Raw genomic sequence first — 23034 nt, 5'->3', positions numbered from 1 at the left:
TGGCCCGCCAACGCATCAATGTGCTGTTCGCGATGCTGCGGGACGGGACCTTCTACCAATCACGCACGCCAGCGGTCGATCTGGCCGCGTGAAGGGCTTGACGAAAAACATAGAGGCACCCTTTCCCAATAGCCGCCAACCCGCCGTCGTAGCGGAGCGGGTCAAGGTGGAGCGCCGTTGACGCGCGAAGCGCCCGACGGCGACGACCTTGACGCGCGCAGCGGAGACGGCCACAATCACGCGGCGGGAAAGGAGGGTCTCCGGATGAGAGTCTCAGTGCCTGAGAATCTCGCTTTCCGCCTCTTCCTTGCGGTCCCCTTCCTTGCGGTCCCCTTCCTTGTTCCGCTTCCAGTTCCGCTTCCAGTCTTTTGCTTTCGGTTTTCACTTCTCGCTGCGGGCCGGGCTGGGCCGCCCTTCGGGTAAGCTCGCTGGTTCGGCCTCGCTGCCCCCAGGGGTCGTGGTGCGCGCTCATGGATCGGAACGAACCGGAACTTCGCTGGTGACCGGGGCGGGACCGCGCGCACGCGCGAAGCCGCGTCCTGTTCCCGCCGAATCCCGAGGTCCGCCCATGACCACGACCGATCCCACAGCTGTGCCCGTGAGCCCTGAGCTCCAGGCCGAGCGCGAACGCCTCGACGCCGCCCGTGCCGCACTGCGCCGCATGCGCGAGGATGTCGACGCCACCGAACTGCTCTTCGGTGACGCGGCCAAGGACAAGGTCACCGACGCCGCCCTGCGCCGGGGCAGGGAACGCCGACTCGAAGCCCTGGCCGACATCCCCGACGCGCCCCTGTACTTCGGGCGCCTGGACTTCGAACCGGGCACCGTCTTCCTGGACGACGAACCGGAAGACGGAGCCCCCGAGCACCGGGCGCCAGAAGGCGGGGAAGTACCGGCCGATCAGTCCTCCGACGAGCCTGACCGCATCAACATCGGCCGCCGTCACGTCCACGACGGCAGCGGCCGCCCCATGGTCCTCGACTGGCGGGCCCCCATCAGCATCGCCTACTACCAGGCCTCGCCCACCAACCGGATGAAGGTGCGGGTCCGGCGGCGCTACGGTTTCGGCACCGCCACCGGCCCGGACGGCACCCAGGAATCCGTCCTCACCGCTTTCGAGGACGAGGACCTGACCGCTGAGGCACCGCCGGAGGCCACTCTCGGCAGTGAACTCCTCAGCTCAGAGATCGAACGCCCGCGCACCGGTCCGATGCGCGACATCGTCGCCACCATCCAGCCCGAGCAGGACGAACTGGTCCGCGCCCCGCTCGACAACACCCTGTGCATCCAGGGTGCGCCCGGCACCGGGAAGACTGCTGTGGGCCTGCACCGCATCGCCTACCTGCTCTACACCGAACGCGAACGGCTCTCCCGCTACGGCGTGGCCATCGTCGGGCCCAACCGGTCCTTCCTGTCCTACATCCAGGACGTGCTCCCCGCGCTCGGGGAGGTGGACGTTCACCAGACCACCGTCGTGGAGATGCTCACCCGGGACCTGCCCGAGCGCCTCCGGCCCTCCCCGGGGTGGATCCGCAGGTCGGAGAAGCCGGATGCGGCACGGATCAAGGGCCGGGCGGTGATGGCCGAGGTCCTGCGCCGCGACCTCTGGTCCCACGTGCGCTACCCCGAGGAGACGGTGATGGTGCGCAGGGGCGCGCGCCGCTGGCGCCTGTACCCGGAGGACATCCGCCCCCTCATCGACGAGCTCACCGAACGCGGCGTCGCCTACGGGTCCGGCCGCGACCTCCTGGCGCACCGGATGGCGCACACGATCCTGACACTGATGGAGTCCGAGGGAGAGGTCTGCGACGACCGCACTCACACGCAGGTCCGCCGCGACCCGGCGGTGCGCGCGGCGGTCACTGCGCTGTGGCCCAAGGCCGACCCGCTCAAACTGGTGCTGGGGCTGCTCACCGACCCCGACCGGCTGGCCCGGGCCGCCGAAGGGCTGGTCAGCCCCGAAGAACAGGCCGCCCTGCTCCTGCCCGGAAAACCGCGCGGACCCAAGTCCGCCAAGTGGTCTGAGGAGGACCTGGCCCTGGTGGACGAGGCGGCCGCGCTCATCGAACGCACCTCCGGGCTCGGGCACGTGGTCGTCGACGAGGCCCAGGACCTGAGCCCTATGCAGTGCCGCGCGATCGGACGGCGCGGCGGAACGGGTTCGTTCACCGTGCTCGGAGACATCGCCCAGGGCACGAGCCCGTCGGCGGCGCGGAACTGGTCGACGCTGCTGGAACACCTGGGAAAACCCACCGGGCACCTGCACGTCCTGGACCGGGGTTACCGCGTTCCCGCGCAGATCATCGACTTCGCCGCCCGCCTCCTGCCCACCATCGCGCCCGGGCTGGGCGCGCCGGTGGCGGTACGGCGCTCCGCAGGGGCGCTGCGGCTGACCCCGACCGCAGCGGAGATCGCCCCGGCGCTCGCGGAGGCGTGCCGGTCCGCGCTCAAGGGCGAGGGTTCGGTCGGCCTGATCGCCGCCGACCACCAGCTGCCCGCCCTGCGCGAGGCCCTCGCCGCGGAGGGCGTGGACGCCCCGCCGCTCGGTGAGACCGGCCTGGACGGCGCCCGCCTGGTGGCGGTCCCGGCCAGCCTGGCCAAGGGTCTGGAGTTCGACGCCGTCGTGGTGGCCGAGCCCGCCGCCATCGTCGAGTCCGAGGAACGCGGGGCCAACCGGCTGTACGTGGTGCTCACCCGGGCAGTCAGCTCCCTGCACGTGGTGCACACCCGTCCCCTGCCCGCCGAACTCACCTGAGGCTCCGGGAAGCGCCGGTCCGGTCGGTCCCTCCTGCGCGGTTCGGGCCGGATACGGCCAACTCGGATGCAACCCGCCAGTGATTTCCCACGTCGGACCCCATGTGTCGACATCCACGCGGACACGGAGGGAGACGGTGGTGATCAGGGGAGTGGTCCTCGACGACCTCAGGGCGCCGACGGGCACCGGTGAGTTGGAGTTCGAACAGCGTCTGCACCGTGCCGTGGAGCGCGGTGAGAACGGTGACCCGGAGGGTGCCACCGGCGAGTTGTCGGCCCTGCACGAGGAGACCGTCGAGCGCGTCGGCGCAGACCACCCCGACGCCCTCACGGTCCGCGTCCACATGGCGCTGTGCCAGGAACGGAAGAACGACCCGGCCGGGGCGGCCATCGCGCTCAGCGGCGTGGTGGGCGAGCTCTCGGTGAGCGTCGGCCCCCTGCATTCGCACATGCTCGCCCTTCAAGCGGAGATCGCCCGGCTGTGGGGCGAAGCCGACCTCACCGACCTGGCCGCCGACCACTACGGGCGCCTGGCCGAAATGCTGGAACAGGCCCGGGGGGCCGATGACCCGACGGTCCTCGCCGCCTACGAGCGGTACGCCTGGTGGATGGGCAAGACCGATCAACCGGTGGAGACGGTCGACGCCTACACCGACCTCCTCACCCGACAGCGCCGAGCACTGGGACCCAACCACGAGGACGTCCTGGACACTCGTACCGAACTGGTGCGCTGGTACGCGGCGGCGGAGGATCCGGCCGGGGCGGCGCGGGCCTGCACGGACTTGGTGGCCGCGAGCGCGCGTGTGCGGGGGCCCGCGCACCCGGACACCCTGGCCGCCCGCGTCCAGCTGGTGCGCCATCGTTCGGATGCTGGGGACCGTTCCGGGGCCGCCCGTGCCTGCGCCGACCTGCTGGCGGCTCGGAAACGGGTCCAGGCCCCGCACCATCGCGAGGTCCTCAACACCCGTCGCCTGCTCGCACACCACCGCACCGAGGCCGGTGACCTGCTCACCGCCGAACGCGACTACGAGGAGCTGCTCCCCGACCTGGAGCGCAATCTGCGCGCGGACCACCGCCTCACCCTCCTCGCCCGGGTCGGCCGCGCCCGCCTGCTCTTCCTCCTGGGCGAGACCGCCGCGACCCAGGAGGAGATCGAAGCCAATTCCGAGGCCTTGGAACGGGTGCTCGGCGCGGAACACGAAACCGCGGTGGAGGCGCGGTTCCTGCTCGCCGCCGCCCGCGTCACCGTCGGGGACCTGGACAGGGCGGTCGCTGAGGCCGAGGTTCTGCTGCCGAAGCTGCTCCGCGTCTACGGGGACGACCACCACACGACCCTTTTCGCCCGGGCGCACGTACTGGAGGCCCGGGGCGACGCCGCGTCGCTGGACGTCTACCGGCAGCTGTGGGAAGAGTGGGAGCGACTGCTCGGGCCCACCCACCCCAATATCCTGCTGGTCCGCCTCCGCCTGGCCACCGAGGGCGACCTCGACAGCGAGGAGGGGCGGAGCCGACTCGCCGAACTCTTCGAGGAGTTCCGCTGGGCCCTGGGGCCCACCCACGGGCTGACCGTGATGTTCCGGGCCCTGCTGATCACCTTGGGCGAGGACCGGTCCGAGATCCTTGCCGACCTGGGCGAGTTGTACCGCAGGTGTGTGCAGACCTTGGGCCCGGACGCCCTCGGCACCCTGGCCGCCCTGGAGGCCTACTCCGAGTGGCGGGAGTTCGTCCTGGGCGACGAAGCGCGCCCGTCCGCGTGAAAGCGGTTCGGTCCCCGCCCGCGCTCCGGTCAGCCCGAGGTGTGGCGAGTACGGCCGTGGGAACTGTCGCCCTTCCACTGGCCGGGCACGATCCCGACGGCCAGCAACCACAGTGCGACAGTGACCAGGTGGGCGCGCTCGGCGAGGCCGAGGGCGACACCGGGGGAGCCGTCCCCCGAAGCGCTGTACAGCAGGGCCGCCAACACCAGGACGATCACCGCCGCGACCGCCTGCGCCACCGTGATCAGGGCAAGGACCGGCCAGGCACGTTCGTCCGCGAGCCGTTGGTCCCAGGCCAGAGCTGCCGCGGCCAGGACCGCGGACAGGGCCGCGACCACGGCGATGACGGGCTGCGCGGCCGTCGCGCCCTGGACCCCCTCCACCAAGGACTCCACCGCGCACGCGGCGTCCGTGGAGATGACGCACTGGCCGGGCAGGAGGGAAGCCGAGAGCGACGCGCCGCCGAACACGGCCATCGACCACCAGGAAACGGTCAGCCAGCGGCGGGGGCGTTTGGCACCCAGCGCCAGGCCCAGGCCGGCCGCGAGCATCACCAGGATCGCCGCGGTCCGGTGCGCGCTCTCCATGAATCGGCCGAAGGTGGAGTCGGCCTCGACGAGGGCGCTGGTGGTCGTGGACCAGGCTCCTGGCAGTATGACCTCGAGCGTCCACAGGCTGTACACAAGGGCGGCGACCACCGCGGCCACCCGGCCGTCCCGGTAGTCCCAGTGCAGGGTCGAGGCGTTCGTGTTCGGCATTGCGCTCCCAGTCTCCGCCGACGGGCCCCCTATGTCTTTAAGACGCACCGGCGGGTCCCCAGGTTCAGTGGCGGGCCGGGCCCCGACCTTTCCGATGCCCCGTGGCGGCCAACTCGCGGCAGCACTGTTATCCACGGGTGTGTGTTCTCGCGGCATCATCGTGGAACACCACGGGGACAACCGGCCGGTAGGTCCGGTGGCCTCACGGGGTATCGACGACCTACGGAAGGGCGCACGCGATGAACGGCGCATCCACGACGCGATGGGTGATCGTGGGAGTGGACGGTACCGACTCCAGCAGGCACGCTCTGGAGTGGTCCGCGCACCAGGCCGCGCTCCGCGGACTCGGGGTACGGATCGTCGCCGCGGCCAGCCCACTGGCCATGGAGGGTTTCGGGGTCTGGGGAGGCGCCGAGGAGCGCTCCGACGACCGGAAGGGCGCCGGTGCGCGACGGCTGCTTGACCACGCCGACGACTGGGTCTCGCGGCTGTTCCCCGAACTCACGGTGCAGACCCGCCTGTCCTTCGCGCGCCCGGCCGAGGCACTGCTCGCCGAAGCGGCCGCGCCCGGTGTGGTTGCGGCCGTGGTGGGTTCGCGCGGGCTGAGCGGCATCGCGGCAGCCTTCGTCGGTTCGGTGGGCATCGAACTGGCCGCGCGCGCCCCGGTTCCGGTGATCGTGCTGCCGAAGGACCACGCTGCCGCGCACGGGGTCCGAAGCAGGGTGATCGTAGGCGTGGACGGCTCCGAACCCAGCCGCCGCGCCTTGGAGTTCGCCTTCACCCAGGCGGAGTTCGCCGACACCGAGCTGGTCGCGGTCAGTGCTTGGCAGCCCCTGGTGGCCTTCGCAGCAGCGACCGGTCCCATCCCGCCGGAACTCTTCGACGACGCCACGGCCGCCGAGGCCGCCCGGCAGGCCCTGGACGAGGAACTCACCGACTTGCGTCTGATCCGCCCCAACGTCCGGGTCCACACCCGGGTGGTGCGCGCGCACCCGGTGGTCGCGCTCTTGGAGGAGGCCACACCGGCAGACCTCATAGTGGTGGGTTCTCGGGGCCGGGGAGGCTTCCGCGGCCTGCTCCTGGGATCGGTGAGCCACTCGGTCCTGCACGGCGCACAGGGTCCGGTCGCCATACTGCGCTGAGGCCCGCGGACCTTCACCGGGCGTCCCCGGAGTCCGGGGTATGGAGCCGCAGAGCCAGGGCCGGGCACATGCGCACCGACAGTTCGGCGTCGCCCTCCAATGGGCCGGGAACGGGCAGGTCCGGGTCCTCGGGGAAGCCGTTGCGGTCGAGCTGCACGACACCGGGCAGGAGCTCGGCACACAGCCCGTGCCCGTCGCAGCGGGACCAGTCCAGAACCAGTCTGCTGTGTGCCTCGCCCGGCTCCTGCGGCAACGGCAGTTCGCCCCGCACGGGCCGGGTACAGCCTCCGGTGAGGGAGTGGGTGCCCAGGTCCTCGGAGAACACCTGCAGCGCGCTCCTGGCGAACACCGCGCTGCCGTCGGGGTGGGCACACGCACCCTTGCCCTCGCCGACACCCGCCGCCACCAGCACGTCCTCGGGGTTCCCATCGCCGTTGATCAGCTGTAGGAAGGAGTCCGTCAGCGCGGGCATCCCCCGCACGCACGGGCCGCACTGGCCCGCGCTCTCCCGGGACAAGTAGCGCAGGACCCGGGCCACCTCGCCCAACGGGCAGGTGTCCCCGGTGAGGGGAAGGATGATCCCGGCCCCCAAGGTCCCGCCCACCTCCGACAGTCCGGCGCGCGAGAGGCGGACGCGGTGGATCGTCTCCGGTGAGAGCCACGAACCGTGGTAGCCGCCCACCAGGACCGCGCGGGCGGAGGACATTCCGCACGTGTCCAGTAGCCGGGCTAACCGGGTGCCCGCCGGCGTCTCGACGACGGTGTCTCCACCGAGGGTCAACAGCAGCGTCCCCGGCTGGTTGGCGCAGCCCTCCGCCTCGTACCGGTCGGCCCCGCCGATAGCGAGGACGGCCATCTGGGCGAAGGTCTCGGCGTTCGAGAGCAGGGTCGGCAGTCCGGCGACCCCGCGTTCACTGGTGCGCCGGGGCGTTCCCGGCGGCAGCGGCACACGCCCGTTGATCCCCTCGACCAGTGCGCCCGCCTGGCCGGACACGAAGCGGTGCGGCATGCGCACCACACGGATACCGGTGTCGGACCGCCGTTCCTGAACGGCCGAACGCAGGGATTCGGGCACCGGGTCGTCCCCGCCCCGGTCGGCGATGCCGATCACCACCTCGGGTGCGCCCAAGGCACGGGCCGCGAGTTCGGCGCCGTCCAGGACCAAATGTGGCGCCCTTGAGAGCAGCATCTGGTCCTTGGCGCTGCCGGGCTCGCCTTCGGTGCCGTTGACCACCACGCGTGCCACGGAGCGGTGGCGCTCGACGGAGTTCTGCACGGCGCGGACCTTGCGGGCGAAGGGGAACCCCGCCCCGCCGCGTCCGCGGAGGCTGCCCAATCCGGCCAGGGTGATGAGGTCGTCAGCGGCCATGCGGGGCAGGGTTCCGTGCAGGGCGAGGTGGGTGTCGTGGTCGATCCGCTGGTGTTCGTCGAGGCCGGCCGTCAGCCGGGGTGCTCCGATCGTCATGGTGCGCACGGGTCAACCCCCCGTCCTCATCGATGACCAGAAGTCCAACTCGTCGTCGGTGTTGCCGGACCCTCCCGCTGAGACGGTCGAGAGGCGTTCGGAGGTGGCCCGGGGATGCTCCGGCTCGGGCTCGGTCCGGACGGTCACGAACAGGCGCAGGACCAGCGCGGCCGCGACGGCGAACAGGCACAGCAGGTAGCACACGATGACCCAGCCGGGCGGGTTCCGGCCCGCGGTGAGCCCGTGCACCAACGCGAGCGGCCAGCACAGGTAGGCGCTCAGATGGACGATCCGCCAGGTCCAGGCGAAGCGGGTTCCGGCGAAACGGCCCCGGTACACCCCGGTGACCACGATGATCAGTAGCAGGTCGGTGGCGATGATCCCCGCGGCGACCGAGGCGTCCACGTTGAAGGGGAACAGCAGGTTGGCCGGGTTGATGCGGGTGAACGCGATCTGCAAGACGATGTGGGCCAGCAGGAAACCGCAGGCCACCAGGGCCGTGGACCGGTGCACCGCCTGGAACAGGACCCGTCGGCGCGGGGTGGTGAAGAGCCGGTCGGCGGCGACGAGGCCCAAGACGGTCGCGGCGGTGAGCCCGACGAGCGCGAACACTCCGGACATCGACCACAACACGTCCTGGATCAGCCGGATCACCCGCATGTGACCCGGTGCGGACATGGCCAGGAGGGTGTTGGCGAGGAGGATCCCGCCCAACAGGGAGACCCACATCCACGGACGGGTGCGGCGGGTGGCCTGCTCGCCGAGTGGCGGACGGTTGCTGCGGCGCCTGGGCCGGAGGGGTCTGGGCCGGCGGGTGGATCGGAACACGGGTCGGTACCGCCCTTCGGGCATGGGGGCACAGCGGGGCGTGGGGGAGTGTTCAGACGCACCTGGCGTCTGGCGCGGTTGGGCGTCTGGCGGATGAAGATAGCAGCGCCGCAAGGCTCATGGGAGCCCCTTTCGGAGTTTCTTTGCTTTCGCGTCCCCGGTGGCCCCTGTAAGAAATTTTTTTCACTCGGGTTATCCCAGTTCACCCTGTTAGTACCAACGGGTAATGTCGAGGTTTTCCTGCGAAAGACATTTTCGGTGTGCATACTCTCCCCTATCTCCGAACGGTCTCGTGCGGAGAAAGGTCCGGTAACTGAGCATTGATTGGATAGGCCCATGGACCGCCGAGTGAAGGGTGTCGTGGGGATGGCTATGGCCGCGTCTTTGCTGGCCACGGCCTGTTCAAGCGACCCCGACCCGCCGCCTGGAGAGGGCGGACAATACGATGACGGATCGGAAACGGGCGGCTACGGAGAAGCGACTTCGGGCGAATCCCATGACGATCACGACGACTCAGCAGGAGGCCGGGCGGAGCTGGACACCGTCGATAACACCTCTCTCGGAGAGGTGCTCACAGACGGGGGAGGAAACGTTCTCTACCTGTTCACGGACGACGGGCCCAATGAATCCACATGCTTCGACGACTGCGCCGACAACTGGCCTCCGGTGCGCACCGCGGCCGACGCGGACATCCCTGCGGAGCTTGCCGGCACACTCTCCGGCGACCTGCTCGGGTCCATCTCCCGCGACGACGGGGATCCGCAGGTCACCTACGGCGACTGGCCCTTGTACACGTACGCCGGCGACGCCGCACCCGGCGACGTCAACGGGCAGGGCGTGGGCAGTGCCTGGTTCGTCCTGGCCGCTGACGGGCGGATGGTCACCACCACCGCAGCGGAGCCCGAAGGTTCCGGAGACGGCAACGGAAACGGCGACAACACCGACGAGAACCGCGAGGAGGACGGCGAGCAGGACGACGGAGGCTACGGCGGCGACTACCGCCAACACCCGTTCGGAGGCTGACTCGTGAACTCTACGGACCGGTCCACGGACACCGGCCGACCACCACCGGGCCACAGCGCCTGCGCTGGCGGTCTCCCCGCTCGATCGAACTCCTGGGAGTGGTCGGATTCGCGCTGGTCAGCACCCTGACCCTGTTCATGATCGTGCCCAGTGGCACCACAAGCACGTCCGGAATCTTCTGGACTGACTGGGCCCAGACCGAATACGGGCCCCTGGGGCCGGCCGACGTCGACGCACTGGTCAAGGTCCGCCAAGCCGGCCTGTGGGAGATCCCCGTCGGTCAGCAGGCCGCGGACCATGCACAGAGCGAGGTCGTCCGGGACGTCGGCGCCACGCTGGCCGAGGACCACCTCCTCATGGACGCACAGGTCCGGGAAGTCGCCGAACAGCTCGAAGTGCGCCTGCCGAGCTCTCCCAGCCGGGAGCAGCAGCGGTGGATGGATGAGCTGTCTGGGCTGACGGGGGCCGCGTGGGACCGGGTCTTCGCCAACCGGTTGCGTGAGGCGCACGGCAACGTCCTGGAGATCCTCGCCGAGGTCCGTGCCGGAACGCGCAACGAACTGGTCCGGTCCTTCGCCCAGCACTCGATCCTCATGGTGATGCGCCACATCAACCTGCTGGAGAGCACGGGGCTGGTCGAGTACGAATCGCTGCCCGAGCCGCGCCCGCCAGAGCGGCGTCCCCCGGTCTGAACAGGGCGCATCCCAGAACGCATCCGTTCACATCCCCCGGAAGGTTGTGCACCCACCCTCCCCCATGGCCCGTGGCGCCCGGTGGCGCTCGCGCGGCCACCGCACAGAAAGTCGCACAGAACCATGCGTGAACGATCAGATCGGCCCCGACCAGAACGACCACGACCGGATCGCCCCCACAGGGGCCGGGGCCGCACCCTGGCGGTCCCCGCGGCCCTGGCCGTCCTCACCCTGCTCATGGGCGGACTGGCCCTGGCCACCGCGAGCGGTGGCGAGCCCGGACCGGGCCTCCTCGTCGGGCACTCGGGGCCCAAGGACCCGGGCGACGAGGCACCCGAGGAGGGAGACGGAGAAGACCGGGAAGGCGGCCAGGAGGACGGCCAGGAAGGAGACCACGGCGACCACGGCGGGGATCACGGCGACGGCGACCACGGCGACCACGGCGACGAGCCGATTACCGGCCCCGACCCGGAGGACTTCGCACCCATCGACGAAGCCCCGGAGCGCCGGGCGGACCCCGCTCCCGGACCGGATGCCTCCACGGGCACCGTCAGCATCGACTGCGGTACCAACGAGAACGGCGTGTTCAACTCCGAGAACGTGATCGTCGCCCCCGGCGTGGAGCACGGCGCCCAGCACACCCACGACTACGTCGGAAACCAGGACGTCCAGCGCTTCACCGAGGACGTCGACACCAACAACGCGATCCTCGCCGAAGGGGACACCACGTGCCCCGGCGAAGACCGCTCCATGCACTTCTGGCCGGTGCTGCGAGACGTCACCGGAGAGAGCGATGACGCCGAACTGCCGGGTGGCGGCCTCGACGGCAACCTCGGCAGCATCCTGACCCCGGCCGAGGCCCGGATCGAGTTCTTCGGCAACCCCGAGGGTCCGGTCTCCGCGATGCCGGACTTCCTGCAGATCTTCACCGGCAACGCCCAAGCCGCCACCTCGGAAGGGGTGAACGCCAACGCGCAGTGGAGTTGCACCGGCTTCGAGGACCAGGCCTTCCCCGACCGCTACCCGCTCTGCCCCGAGGGCAGTGACGTCGTCCGGATCCTCGACTTCCCCGGATGCTGGAACGGCCGGGACATCGAGAGCGAGGACAACCGGTCCCACACGGCGTTCGCCGAAGAGGACGGAACCTGCCCGGACGGGTTCACCGCGGTGCCGCAGCTGCGCCACACCCTGGTGTACGACGTCCCGGAAGGGCCCAACTTCGCCCTGGACAGCTTCCCCGAACAGGGGCGGGCGCCCATCACGGACCACTCCGACCACATCAACGTGATGCCGCCCGAGCTGATGGACCAGACGGTCGAGTGCATCAACGGGGGCCGGGACTGCTGACCCGGTGCCCGCCACCAGAGCGGGAACCCCTGTGCGCGGCCGATCGCGCATAGCCGCAGGGCGTCGGCGGGTCGGCGCTGTACAGGTCTAATCTCGCCCCTCCAGCGGCCGGTGCCTGTTGTGTGACGAACAGCACTGGCCGCTGGTGCTGGTGGGGCACTTGCCCGCAGTGCAGGAAAAAGCGGCTGCGAACAGTGGTGGAGCGCCGCCCAGGCGCGCCCCTTGCGGCGCCTTCCTGCACCTCTCGAATCCCTTGCTGTGCAGCGGAATCCGCCCTCCGGAACCAACGCGTATAGACCACTGGCCTAGACCAATTGGTCAGTGCTGGCACCCGTCGTTCATGATTCGAGGGATCTCGTAATTCGATGAGGAGCCGTTGTGACTGCTGACGTGGGTACTGATGTGGGCGCCGCCCCGACCAAGAACGAGGAACTCATCACCTGGGTTCGTGAGGTCGCGGAGCTCACCCAGCCGGACGAGGTCGTCTGGTGTGACGGTTCCGAGGAGGAGTGGACGCGCCTGACCGACCAGCTGGTCGCGCAGGGCACCTTCACCCGCCTCAACCCCGAGAAACGCCCGAACAGCTTCTACTGCACTTCCGACCCGACGGACGTCGCCCGGGTCGAGGACCGCACCTTCATCTGCTCCGAGCGGGAAGAGGACGCGGGCCCCACCAACAACTGGGTCGCCCCCGACGAGATGCGCGCCACCTTCGGCGAGGTCTTCAAGGGCGCCATGCGCGGCCGCACCATGTACGTCGTCCCCTTCTGCATGGGCCCGCTCGGCGGCGACATCTCCCAGCTCGGCGTCGAGATCACCGACTCCCCGTACGTCGTCGTCTCCATGCGGATCATGGCCCGTATGGGCACGGCCGCCCTGCGCCTGATCGAGGAGCGCGGCGAGTTCGTCAAGGCCGTCCACTCCGTCGGCGCACCCCTGGAGCCCGGCCAGCAGGACGTCGCCTGGCCCTGCAACTCCACCAAGTACATCTCGCACTTCCCCGAGACCCGCGAGATCTGGTCCTTCGGCTCCGGCTACGGCGGCAACGCCCTGCTGGGCAAGAAGTGCTACGCGCTCCGCATCGCCTCGGTCATGGCCCGCGACGAGGGCTGGCTCGCCGAGCACATGCTGATCCTCAAGGTGACCTCGCCCGAGGGCAAGTCGCACTACGTCGCCGCGGCCTTCCCGAGCGCCTGCGGCAAGACCAACCTGGCCATGCTCCAGCCGACCATCCCCGGCTGGAAGGTCGAGACCGTCGGCGACGACATCGCCTGGATGCGCTTCGACGCCGACGGCCAACTGCGCGCCATCAACCCCGAGGCCGGTTTCTTCGGCGTCGCCCCCGGCACCGGCGCGAAGACCAACGCCAACGCTGTAGAGACCCTCTGGGGCAACAGCATCTTCACGAACGTCGCCCTGACCGACGACGGTGACGTGTGGTGGGAGGGCCTCACCGAGGAGCCGCCCGCGAACCTCACCGACTGGAAGGGCCGCCCCTGGACCCCGGACTCCGCCGAGCCCGCGGCCCACCCGAACTCCCGCTTCACCACCCCGGCCGGTCAGGCGCCCACCATCGCCGACGAGTGGGAGGACCCGGCCGGCGTCCCGGTCTCCGCGATCCTCTTCGGCGGCCGCCGCGCCTCCGCCGTACCGCTGGTCGCCGAGTCGTTCAACTGGCAGCACGGCGTCTACCTGGGTGCCAACGTCTCCTCCGAGAAGACCGCGGCCCAAGAGGGCTCGGTCGGCGAGCTGCGCCGCGACCCGTTCGCGATGCTGCCCTTCTGCGGCTACAACATGGGCGACTACCTCGCCCACTGGGTGAAGCTCGGCAAGCAGGCCGACCAGGCCAAGCTGCCGAAGATCTTCTACGTCAACTGGTTCAAGAAGAACGCCGACGGCAAGATCGTCTGGCCCGGATTCGGCGAGAACAGCCGCGTCATCAAGTGGATCGTCGAGCGGCTCGAGGGCGAGGCCGCCGCGGTCGAGACCCCGATCGGCAATGTGCCGACCGCCGACGGCATCGACACCGAGGGCCTGGACTTCACGGCCGAGGACATGGAGTTCGTCCTCGACGTCGACACCGATGTCTGGAAGCAGGAGGCCGCCCTGGTCCCCGAGTTCTTCAAGACTTTCGGCGACAACCTGCCCGATGAGCTCTGGGACGAGTACAAGGCTCTGCTGGACCGGCTCGACAAGTAGCCGAAGACAGCCCTAGCGGCCCACAGAGTGAGCAGCAGCCGACCCCTGGTCGGCTGCTGCTCTTCTTCTCGGGCCCCAGAAGGCTGGCTCTGGGACCTAGCTGCAGCTGATGTAGCTGGTGACGAAGGTTTCGTCCTGCTGCTCCACGTGCAGGCGCCCCTGGACACTGCCGATGGGGGTCAGGTTGGCCGTGAAACTGCGGGACTGGCCCGCGACGATCGACATGCCGGGGCTGTTGCGGTTGAGGCTTCCCAGCTGGGCGACGGTGAAGCTGATGTCCAGGTTGGCCCCGCTGGTCTTGCTGTAGGTGACCGTCGCGCTGCTGCAACCCGTGGTCCGCGTGGTGAGCGTGCCGTGGGTCAGTGAGACCGAGTCGCTGTCCAGCGTCCCGAGACCGTCCGGATCCTCCACGGAGGGGACGTACTCGGGGTTCTCCTCCAGGAAGGCGTCGAGGCTCTCGACGTCCTCGCCGACCTCGTAGAACCCGTCGTCGGTGATGATGACTTCCTGGCTCGTGCTGTGCACCCGGCTCGTCTCCGCGGCGGCGGTGCCGGGCACGAGGAGCACAACCGAGGCCGCCAAAGCGATCGTTGCTGACAGGCTGGACGTGCTCGGCGCACGCCTGGGGAAGCGGGACACGGGGTCCTCCGGGGGCGGGGTTCCGTCAGGGGCGCTGCGAACCTACCAACGGGTATGGCGGCGCACCAAGGCCTTTGGTCCCTCAGGGGGAGTGCAGGCGCAGCACCGCGTGCTCGGCCCACTCAGGCGGCTTGGTAAAGCGGGAGACGACCATCATCGTGAGGAAGGACAACGGGATGGTCCAGGCCGCCGGCTGGGCGAGCAGCACGGTCGCCCAGCCCACGGGGGTGGCCAACAGGATCGACCAGCCGACCGCCCCGGTGGCGGTCACAGCGCCGATGGTCAGGCCCGCGGCCGCGCCCGGCAAGGTAAGGCGCCGCCACCAGATCCCCAGTACCAACAGGGGGCAGAAGGTCGACGCGGCCACCGTGAACGCCCACACCACCAGCACGTTGATGTCGATCATCTGCGCGGGCAGCGCCAGCAGGACGGCCACGCAGGCACCCACCGCGACGGCCAGCCGCAGCCGGGGCACACTGCCCTGGAACAGGTCGTGCGAGAGCCCGCCGGCCAGGGCCAGCAGGAGGCCCGAGGAGGTCGACAGGAAGGCGCCGAAAGCCCCCGCCGCGACCAGCGCAGTGAGGATCGTGCCCGCCGACCCCGGTACCGCCTGCGCGGGCAGGACCACCGCCACCGTGTCCGTTCCCTGGAGCATCACGAGCTGAGGCGTGAGCACTCGTCCCAGCAGGCCGTAGACCGTGGGGAACAGGTAGAACAGCCCCAGCAGCGCGATCACGCCAACGGCGACCCGGCGAGCGATCCGCGCGGTCGGGCTCGTGTGGAAGCGCATGATGACGTGCGGCAGCCCCATGCAGCCGAGCGTGATCGCGAGCAGGGTCGACCAGGTCTCGAACACCGGGTAGCCGCCCACGTTCAGCAGGGGCATGCTCCACTGTTCGCTGCCCAGTTCAGGCAGCCCTTCCGGGTGCGGGATGGGTGCCCCCTCGGGGAACACGTACTCCGTGCCCTCCGCGACCGAGTGCTCTCCAGCGGCCAGGTCAAGGTCCTCGCCGTCGGTGGTGAGCACGGTGACCGGCTTGTCCAGGCTGAAGTCCGTGGCGACGGCGAACTCGACCGGGGTTGTCTCGGGGAACTGGGTGCCCCACTCCGGGTGCAGCGCCTCCGCCCGGGTGTCCGCGCCCGCGTGCACCACCAGGTAGATGGCGGGCACCGCGAGGAAGGCCAGTTTGACCACGTAGTGGAAGGCCTGCACGTACGTGGCCGAGCGCATTCCGCCCGCCGCGATCGAACCACTCACCACCAACCCGGCCAGGAGCACCCCCACCCAGTAGGGGGTCCCGCTGACCAGGCTCAACACCACCCCGGCCCCCTTGAACTGCGGAACCAGGTACAGCAGCATGATCACCAGCACGATGCAGCCGCACAGTTTGCGCAGCCGGGGCGCGCCCAGGCGGTACTCGGCGAAGTCCGGCACTGTGTAGGCGCCCGACCGGCGCATCGGCCCAGCGACCAAGGCGACCACCGCGACATAGCCCGCGGTGAACCCCACGGCGTACCACATGGTGCCGAGGCCGTTCTTGAGCAGCAGCCCGGCCAGCCCCAGCACGGAGGCGGCCGAAAGGTACTCACCGGCGATCGCCAAGGCGTTCCAGTTCGGTGAGACCCGACGGGAGGCCACCAGGAAGTCGGAGGTGGAGCGGGCGGCCCGCACCCCGTAGATCCCGATGACCAGGCTCGTGGCGAGCACCAGGCCGATCGACAGTACCGCCACGCTCATGAGGGTCCGTCACCCTCCGCGCGTGCCGGCCGGTCTTCGCTCTCGGCCCGGTCCTCCAGGCGTTCGGCCGCGCGCACGTGCCACACGGCCAGCCCGAACAGCATGGGGTAGATCGCCACGGTCAGAATCAGCCACGAGACAGGTACGCCGACCAGCCGGACCTCGCCCAGCACCGGGAACAAGGCGAAGGCACCGCTCATCCCGAACAGCAGCAGTGACAGCAGCAGCACCGTGCGCCCGGCCGTGCGCCGCTGCGCGCGGAAGAGCCGCCGCGCCGCCTCCGTGTCCACGGGCTCGGGCACGGGGAGCAGGTGTTGCACCGGCCGGTTGCCCCGCGCCAGCGCGATGCGGGTCTGCGGGCTGGTGAGTTTCTCGCGGCGAGGGCTCACTGCTGGTCCTTGGACGTCCCCGGCGGCCGAGCTGCCGAACGGCCGAGCTGGTCGTGCTTGGCCGCTTCAAGGAGCTGTTCGCGCAGGTGCCGTCCGTGCCTGCGGCTCACCGGGACATCGCCTGCGGGCGTTCCGGCGACCAACCCGGAGGAGGACGTCACCCGCAGGTCCCGTACCCAGGGGATGGCGATGAGGAAGCCGCGGTGCACCCGGATGAATCCGGCACCGGCCCACACCTCCTCCAGGTAGGAGAGCGAGAGCCGGATCAGGTGGGTGTCGTCGGCGGTGTGCAGCCGCACGTAGTCGCCTTGGGCCTCCACGAACTGCACGTCGTCGCGTTTGACGAACACGGTGCGGCGCCCGGTGTCGATCTGCACCACGTGCAGGTCCTCAGCCGGGGACGTCGAACCGCTCGTCTGGCTCAGCTGCGCGATGCGCCCCACGGCCTCGGCCAGGCGCTCCGGGCGGATCGGTTTGAGCAGGTAGTCCACGGCCCCGATGCCGAACGCCTCCACGGCGTGCGCCTCGGAGGCGGTCACGAAGACGATCGCCGGGGGCTCCGACATCACGCTCAGTACCCGGGCCACGTCCATACCGTCGAGCCCGGGCATGAGGATGTCGAGGAAGGCCGCGTCGATGGCGGTGGTGCCCAACAGGCGTACAGCGGTCGCCCCGTTGTCGGCGACCAGGACCTCCGACACCTCGGGCATGTCTTCGAGCAGCGCGGCCATCTCCTGGCGGGTGGACGCCTCGTCCTCCACTACCAGGACACGGAGTTCGGACTTCACCGAACCACCACCCCACGTGCGAACCTCGGTACGCGCACGGTCACCTTCGTCCCTTCTCCCAGCGCGGTCTCGATCATCAGACCGTACTCCGGTCCGTAGACGGCACGCAGCCGCTGGTCGACGTTGGCCAGACCCACGCTGCGCGACTCCGGCCCGGTGCCCGCCAACAGGGCGCGTGCCAGTTCCGGATGCATACCCACACCGTCGTCCTCGACCTCGATCACGCACAGAGGACCTTCACCGAACCCCGACACGCTGATGTGTCCCGGCCCCTCCTTGCGCTCCAGGCCGTGCCGGATCGCGTTCTCCACGATCGGCTGCACGACCAGGAAGGGGATGGCGACGGGCAGCACCTCGGGTGCCATCCGCACGGTGATGTCCAGGCGGTCGTGGAAACGGGCCCGCTGGAGTTCCAGGTAGGTCTGGGTGGCCTCCAACTCGTCCGCGACCGTCGCGTAGTCGCCCTTCTCCGAGAACCCGTACCGCAGATAGTCGGCGAAGTCCGACAACAGGTGGCGCGCCCGATCGGGGTCGGTGCGCACGAGGGCGGCGATCACCGCGAGCGCGTTGTGCACGAAGTGGGGCGAGATCTGGGCGCGCAGGGTGCGCAGGTCGGCCGCGGCGATCCGGTCGCGCGCCCGCCGTAGCGCCGCGTGGTCGAGGCAGTCCGAGACCAGGGCCGCGGCCGCCTCGACATCGGCCTCGACCGGGTTTCCGGTAGCCAGCAGGGCACCGGAGAGTTCGTCGTCGACCTTGAGCGGGACAGCGCACACCGAGGACCCGTCGGGCAGACGGGAACGGGCACCGCCACCGAACTCGAACACCTGGGAGAGCAACCCTTCGACCTCCTCCGGGCCCGGCCGCTTCCCGTGGGAGGCGACCTGGCCGTCGAGGTCGGCCAAGAGCACACCTTCCACCGCGAGCACCTGGCGAAGGCGCCGGGCGGCGGCGTTCACCCCGCGCCCGTGCAAGCCGTCCTGGAGGTCGACACCCAGGGCGTGGACCTGGCGCATCAACTCGACACTCGCTCGGCGATCCGACGGCGTGGGGCGCCGGGAGGGGGAAAGCCACGACAGCCACCTGTAAGACACAGGTTGATCTTATCCCCGCAAAGTGTGTCGATCCTCACGTGCCAAGGACGCCTCTCCGGTATCGCATGGGTCGGGCCCGCCGCCTCCGCGAGGAGACGGCGGGCCCTGAGGGCGGGCGACGGGGCGGCGGCGACACCGGACGAGGGTGCGCGCCCGATGGGAGTGACCGCCGGTGGCCGGGTTCCCGTGCCCTGCATGGTTACTAGTGGCTGTTGGCCTTCTCCGCGCCGGCCCCGGTGAGGGCACGGACCTGGAGCATCGCGAACTTCTCGAAGTCGCGCTCCTTGGACATGTAGGTTCCGACGACCGCGCACAGGAGGCTGATCGGTACCGACACCAGGGCCGGGTTGGGCAGTGGGAACCAGGCGAAGTCCACGTTGGGCATGAGCGCATCCTCGGCGCCGGAGACGACCGGGGAGAAGAACACAAGGCCCACCGCGCTGATCAGACCACCGTAGATACCCGCGAGGGCGCCAGCGGTGTTGAAACGCTTCCAGAACAGGCTGAGAAGCAGGGTAGGAAGGTTCGCCGAGGCGGCCATCGCGAACGCCAGCGAGACCAGGAAGGCCACGTTGAGGTTCTGCGCGAAGATCGCCAGCACGATCGCCACGGCACCAACGGCAAGGGCCGCGAACCGGGCGACCTTGACCTCCTCGGCGCCGCTGGCCTTGCCCTTGCGGATGACGGAGTTGTAGAAGTCGTGAGCCAGCGACGAAGACGAGGCGATCACCAGGCCGGCCACTGTCGACAGGATCGCCGCGAAGGCCGCCGAGGCGATGACGGCCAGCAGGACGGCGCCAGCCATGTCGCCGCCCACAGTGGTGCCGACCACGGATGCCAGCTGCGGTGCCGCCGTGTTGCCCGCTGCGTCCTGGGCTGTGATGGCTTCGTGCCCGACCAGTGCCGCAGCACCGAAGCCCAGCACCAGGGTCATCAGGTAGAAGGCGCCGATGAGGCCGATGCCCCAGTTGACGGACTTCCGCGCGCTCCCGGAGTCGGGCACCGTGTAGAAGCGGATGAGGATGTGCGGCAGGCCGGCGGTACCCAGGACCAGGGCCAGCCCGAGGCTGATCAGGTCCAACTTGTTCCACAAGGTCTGCATCGGGTCGCCCGCCACCTCGACGCCGTAGCGCAGGCCCGGCTCCAGGAACCCGGCCGCGTTGCCGTCGGCCGCCGCCTGGCTGGCGTTGGCCGCGTCACCCATCAGGGCGCCCAGGTTGAAGCCGTACAGCGAGAGCGTCAGCAGGGTCAGCAGCGCGGCGCCGGCCATCAGGATGACGGCCTTGGTGATCTGCACCCAGGTGGTGCCCTTCATGCCGCCGAAGGCCACGTAGACGGTCATCAACAGGCCGACGACGACGATGCCGGCGATCTTCGCGGTATCGGCGTCCATGCCGAGGAAGGTCTGGCCCTCCTGGATGCCGAGGAGGAGGGCGATGAGCGCGCCCGCGCCGACCATCTGCGCGAGGAGGTAGAAGATCGACACCACGACGGTGGAGACCGCCGCGGCCGTACGCACCGGGCGCTGCTGCATCCGGTAGGAGAGTACGTCGCCCATGGTGTAGCGGCCGGAGTTGCGCAGCAGCTCCGCGACGAGCAGCAGCGCAACCAGCCAGGCCACGAGGAAACCGATGGAGTAGAGGAAGCCGTCGTATCCGAAGAGCGCGATCATGCCCGCGATGCCCAGGAAGGACGCGGCGGACATGTAGTCGCTGCCGATGGCCAGACCGTTCTGCAACGGGGAGAAACCCCGACCGCCGGAGTGGAAGTCGGTGGCCGAGCGGGTGTTGCGGCTGGCCCAGACCGTGATGCCCAGGGTGGCCGCGATCATGAGGGCGAAGAGGGCGAGTGTGACGAAGCGGCTGCTCTCGCTCACCGCTTCCTGCGCGAGCATCATCGGCTCTCCTCCTTCGACTTGGCCGATCCGCCGTTCTGGAGCTCGTCACGCAGCTCTGCGGCGGGGGTGTCGAAGTTCCGGTTCGCGTACGTCGTGTACAGGACGGCGATCCCGAACGTGGACAGGAACTGCAGGAGACCGAACAGCAACGCCACGTTGAAGCCGCCGACGAGTTCCGTGCCCATGACGTCGCGTCCGAAGGCGGACATCAGCACGTAGAGCAGGTACCAGGCCATGAAGGCGATGCTCATGGGGAAGATGAAGCGGTACAGACGGCGCTTGAGCTCGATGAACCGCGGGTCTCCGTGCATGGCGACGTAGGCCTCGTCCTTGATGGGTTCGTCGCCGTCGCCGTTCCCGTCGGGTGGTGTCGGATCCTTGGTAGGCCTGTCTGTTGCCATGGTTTCGGTACCTCCGGGGGGATGGACGGGGACGGTGTGGGGTTGGTTAAGGCCACATTTCGGAGATGTGACCTGCATTACTCGGCACTGTAAGGAGGGACACTTCGCCTGAGCAGGGGGCGTGCGGGGGCGCGCGCCGAACGCGGGGTGGGAGCGTCAAGCGGTCGTCAAGCGTGCGACGAGCGGTCGCCCAGTGCGCTGAGCGGTCGGCGGGCGGTACGGGGCCAAAGGGCTGTACGGGCACGCACCGTTCCCGGTGACGGACCCCTCCAAAGGCCCCGGAAGCCCCCGCCGCGAGGGGGCGTTGTACCGTTCGAGAACCTGTGAACCCCGGACGAGGTGCGCCGTACCCGGTCATGACAAGACGGCGCGGACATTGTTCGCACGTCTTGGAGGTACAGGTCATGGCCTGGCTCGTTCTGGTGATCTCGGGTCTTCTGGAGACCGCGTGGGCGGCCGCGCTCAACGCGTCGCAGGGCTTCAGCCGCTTCTGGCCGTCGGTGGCCTTCGTGGTCACCCTGGCGCTGAGCATGGGCGGGCTCGCCTACGCGCTGCGCACCATCCCGCTGGGCACCGGTTACGCGGTCTGGGTGTCGATCGGCGTCGTCGGTACCGCCCTGATCGGCATGTTCTTCCTCGGTGAGGGTTTCAGCGTGCCCAAGGCGCTGTGCCTGATCATGATCGTGGCCGGGGTGGTCGGCCTCAAGGTCCTGAGCTGAGGGTCATTCCGGCAGGATCACCCGGTGGGTGCCCGCGTAGACGTTCATCGACGCGCCGCGGAGGAAGCCCACCAGGGTGGTCCCGGCTTCGGCGGCCAGGTCGACGGCCAAGGACGAAGGCGCGGAGACCGCCGTGACCACCGGGATCCCCGCCATCCACGCCTTCTGTACCAGCTCGAACGAGGCGCGCCCGGACAGCGCCAGGACCTTGCCCCGCAGCGGCAGCATGTTCTCGCGCAGGGCCCAGCCGATCACCTTGTCGACCGCGTTGTGGCGGCCCACGTCCTCACATACCACCAACGGGTTCCCGTCGGCGTCGAACAGCCCCGCCGCGTGCAGGCCGCCGGTCCGGTCGAACACCCGCTGAGCCTCACGCAGCCGCGTCGGCAGCACCGACAGTGTCTCCGTCGAGATGCGCACCGGGTCCTCAGCCACCGACCAGAGGGCCTTGGTCCGCACCGCGTCCAGGCTGGCCTTACCGCACAGCCCGCAGGCGGACGTCGTGTAGAAGTTGCGCTCCAACGCGGTGTCCGGTTCCGGTACGTCCGCGGCCAGCGTCACGTCCACGACGTTGAACGTGTTGGAGCCGTCTTCGGTCGCCCCGGCGCAGTACCGGGTGGCGACCACGTCCCGCGCCTGGGCGAGCACGCCCTCCCCGACCAGGAAACCCGACGCCATGTCGAAGTCGTGCCCGGGCGTGCGCATCGTGACGGTCAGTGCCCGACCGTTCAGCCGCACCTCCAGAGGCTCCTCCGCCGCCAAGGTGTCGACCCGCTCACTCACAGCGCCGTCCCTGATCCGCAGCACCCGCTCGCGCACCGTGACCCGACCCAAGGTTCCACCACCCCGTGTTCATGCCGCTCACCTTCATGAACGGATCCGATCACGCTATCTCCCCTAGAGTCCTCACATGAGCCTGGGATCCGTCGACCAGTGGGTCGTCAACGCCGTCCAACCGTCCGACCTGGCCCGCTTCTGGGCCCTGCTGGTCGGCGGGGAAGTCGAGGAGCGAGTGGACGGCTGGGCCGTCCTGCACGGAGCCTCCGGGATGCCCAGACTGTCCTTCCAACCGACCCCTGAACACAAGCGGGCCGCCAACCGCATCCACCTGGACGTGCAAGTCGCAGACATCGCCGAGGCCACCCACGCGGTGGTGGAACGAGGTGCGACGACGGTTGGCGCGGTCGTTACCGACGAGCAAGGGTCGTTCCAGGTCCTCCAGGACCCGGAAGGCAACGAATTCTGCTTTGTGGCACCAAGCCGATAATTCACAGAGGGAGCCCTGTTCTCGCCGGGGTGGCCTGCTTGAGTCGGGGTGGCTGGGGTGGTCGGAATTCCTATGTTGGCCGGGGTTCCTTTTCGGCTTGGGGGTGTCCTCCTTTCCCGCCGCCCGATTGTGGCCGTCTC

General features: G+C 69.6%; 20 protein-coding genes and 1 riboswitch. Of the genes, 9 read left to right on the top strand and 11 right to left on the bottom strand.

All coding sequences use genetic code 11. The features are described 5' to 3' along the window. The first annotated feature begins 568 nt into the window (after nucleotides 1–568). Both ACYVD1_RS13625 and ACYVD1_RS13620 read left to right on the top strand, forming a co-directional pair. A complete protein-coding gene (locus ACYVD1_RS13625) occupies nucleotides 569–2755 on the top strand; it encodes a HelD family protein (protein ID WP_460771965.1) in 2187 nt (728 codons plus the stop codon). Between the two features lie 136 nt (nucleotides 2756–2891). Next, entirely contained in the window at nucleotides 2892–4511 is a 1620-nt protein-coding gene (locus ACYVD1_RS13620; RefSeq protein WP_460771964.1) for a hypothetical protein, read from the top strand. Nucleotides 4512–4540: 29 nt separating this feature from the next. Here ACYVD1_RS13620 and ACYVD1_RS13615 read toward each other — a convergent pair whose 3' ends face one another. Further along, on the bottom strand, nucleotides 4541–5269 hold the full coding sequence (locus ACYVD1_RS13615; RefSeq protein ID WP_460771963.1) for a DUF998 domain-containing protein: 729 nt from the start codon (nucleotides 5267–5269) through the stop codon (nucleotides 4541–4543). Nucleotides 5270–5508: 239 nt separating this feature from the next. Between ACYVD1_RS13615 and ACYVD1_RS13610 the strand changes: the two genes are divergently transcribed. Further along, entirely contained in the window at nucleotides 5509–6411 is a 903-nt protein-coding gene (locus ACYVD1_RS13610; RefSeq protein WP_460771962.1) for a universal stress protein, read from the top strand. A gap of 13 nt (nucleotides 6412–6424) precedes the next feature. On the opposite strand, the gene ACYVD1_RS13605 is transcribed toward ACYVD1_RS13610, so the two are convergent. Together ACYVD1_RS13605 and ACYVD1_RS13600 are read right to left on the bottom strand one after the other, a co-directional pair. After that, a complete protein-coding gene (locus ACYVD1_RS13605) occupies nucleotides 6425–7876 on the bottom strand; it encodes a ferredoxin (RefSeq protein ID WP_460771961.1) in 1452 nt (483 codons plus the stop codon). Between the two features lie 12 nt (nucleotides 7877–7888). Continuing rightward, nucleotides 7889–8605 carry a hypothetical protein gene (locus tag ACYVD1_RS13600; RefSeq protein WP_460771960.1) on the bottom strand — a complete coding sequence of 239 codons (717 nt, stop codon included), beginning with the start codon at nucleotides 8603–8605 and terminating at the stop codon, nucleotides 7889–7891. 471 nt (nucleotides 8606–9076) lie between these two features. Here ACYVD1_RS13600 and ACYVD1_RS13595 point away from each other — a divergent pair, with 471 nt between their 5' ends. The 4 genes from ACYVD1_RS13595 (at nucleotide 9077) to ACYVD1_RS13580 (ending at nucleotide 13965) form a co-directional block, all read left to right on the top strand. Further along, entirely contained in the window at nucleotides 9077–9727 is a 651-nt protein-coding gene (locus ACYVD1_RS13595; RefSeq protein ID WP_460771959.1) for a COG4315 family predicted lipoprotein, read from the top strand. Nucleotides 9728–9825: 98 nt separating this feature from the next. Continuing rightward, nucleotides 9826–10419 (top strand): DUF4142 domain-containing protein, encoded by a 594-nt coding sequence (locus tag ACYVD1_RS13590; RefSeq protein WP_460771958.1) that lies wholly within the window; start codon nucleotides 9826–9828, stop codon nucleotides 10417–10419. A 123-nt stretch (nucleotides 10420–10542) separates the two neighbouring features. Then, complete coding sequence (locus ACYVD1_RS13585; protein WP_460771957.1) at nucleotides 10543–11766, top strand: DUF1996 domain-containing protein; 1224 nt, start codon at nucleotides 10543–10545, stop codon at nucleotides 11764–11766. 390 nt (nucleotides 11767–12156) lie between these two features. Then, complete coding sequence (locus tag ACYVD1_RS13580) at nucleotides 12157–13965, top strand: phosphoenolpyruvate carboxykinase (GTP) (protein WP_460771971.1); 1809 nt, start codon at nucleotides 12157–12159, stop codon at nucleotides 13963–13965. Between the two features lie 96 nt (nucleotides 13966–14061). Here ACYVD1_RS13580 and ACYVD1_RS13575 read toward each other — a convergent pair whose 3' ends face one another. The 7 genes from ACYVD1_RS13575 to ACYVD1_RS13545 form a co-directional block, all read right to left on the bottom strand. Next, nucleotides 14062–14604, bottom strand: a complete 543-nt coding sequence (locus tag ACYVD1_RS13575) for a hypothetical protein (RefSeq protein ID WP_460771956.1) — start codon at nucleotides 14602–14604, stop codon at nucleotides 14062–14064. Nucleotides 14605–14686: 82 nt separating this feature from the next. Then, nucleotides 14687–16342, bottom strand: a complete 1656-nt coding sequence (locus ACYVD1_RS13570; protein WP_460771955.1) for a sodium/solute symporter — start codon at nucleotides 16340–16342, stop codon at nucleotides 14687–14689. Next, nucleotides 16339–16731 carry a hypothetical protein gene (locus tag ACYVD1_RS13565; RefSeq protein WP_460771954.1) on the bottom strand — a complete coding sequence of 131 codons (393 nt, stop codon included), beginning with the start codon at nucleotides 16729–16731 and terminating at the stop codon, nucleotides 16339–16341. The genes ACYVD1_RS13570 and ACYVD1_RS13565 overlap by 4 nt, the downstream gene beginning before the upstream one ends. Beyond that, on the bottom strand, nucleotides 16728–17519 hold the full coding sequence (locus ACYVD1_RS13560; protein WP_460771953.1) for a LytR/AlgR family response regulator transcription factor: 792 nt from the start codon (nucleotides 17517–17519) through the stop codon (nucleotides 16728–16730). The genes ACYVD1_RS13565 and ACYVD1_RS13560 overlap by 4 nt, the downstream gene beginning before the upstream one ends. Continuing rightward, nucleotides 17516–18532, bottom strand: coding sequence for a sensor histidine kinase (locus ACYVD1_RS13555; protein WP_460771952.1), 1017 nt, complete (start codon nucleotides 18530–18532; stop codon nucleotides 17516–17518). The genes ACYVD1_RS13560 and ACYVD1_RS13555 overlap by 4 nt, the downstream gene beginning before the upstream one ends. Before the next feature lie 280 nt (nucleotides 18533–18812). Further along, nucleotides 18813–20507 (bottom strand): solute symporter family protein, encoded by a 1695-nt coding sequence (locus tag ACYVD1_RS13550; RefSeq protein ID WP_460771951.1) that lies wholly within the window; start codon nucleotides 20505–20507, stop codon nucleotides 18813–18815. Then, nucleotides 20504–20908 carry a DUF485 domain-containing protein gene (locus tag ACYVD1_RS13545; RefSeq protein WP_460771950.1) on the bottom strand — a complete coding sequence of 135 codons (405 nt, stop codon included), beginning with the start codon at nucleotides 20906–20908 and terminating at the stop codon, nucleotides 20504–20506. Before ACYVD1_RS13545 ends, ACYVD1_RS13550 begins: the two co-directional genes overlap by 4 nt. 306 nt (nucleotides 20909–21214) lie before the next feature. Then, a riboswitch (guanidine-III (ykkC-III) riboswitch) is annotated at nucleotides 21215–21282 on the top strand. A 30-nt stretch (nucleotides 21283–21312) separates the two neighbouring features. Between ACYVD1_RS13545 and ACYVD1_RS13540 the strand changes: the two genes are divergently transcribed. Further along, entirely contained in the window at nucleotides 21313–21627 is a 315-nt protein-coding gene (locus ACYVD1_RS13540) for a DMT family transporter (RefSeq protein ID WP_460771948.1), read from the top strand. Between the two features lie 3 nt (nucleotides 21628–21630). On the opposite strand, the gene fdhD is transcribed toward ACYVD1_RS13540, so the two are convergent. Further along, nucleotides 21631–22461: a formate dehydrogenase accessory sulfurtransferase FdhD gene (gene fdhD, locus ACYVD1_RS13535; RefSeq protein ID WP_460771947.1), complete on the bottom strand. Its 831-nt coding sequence runs from the start codon at nucleotides 22459–22461 to the stop codon at nucleotides 21631–21633. A gap of 76 nt (nucleotides 22462–22537) precedes the next feature. Here fdhD and ACYVD1_RS13530 point away from each other — a divergent pair, with 76 nt between their 5' ends. Further along, entirely contained in the window at nucleotides 22538–22894 is a 357-nt protein-coding gene (locus ACYVD1_RS13530; protein ID WP_460771946.1) for a VOC family protein, read from the top strand. The last annotated feature ends 140 nt before the right edge of the window (nucleotides 22895–23034 follow it).

This window comes from Nocardiopsis nanhaiensis (assembly GCF_054778635.1).
The sequence above is the reverse complement of the archived record's forward strand: the minus strand, read 5'-3'. Positions and strand labels throughout refer to the sequence as shown.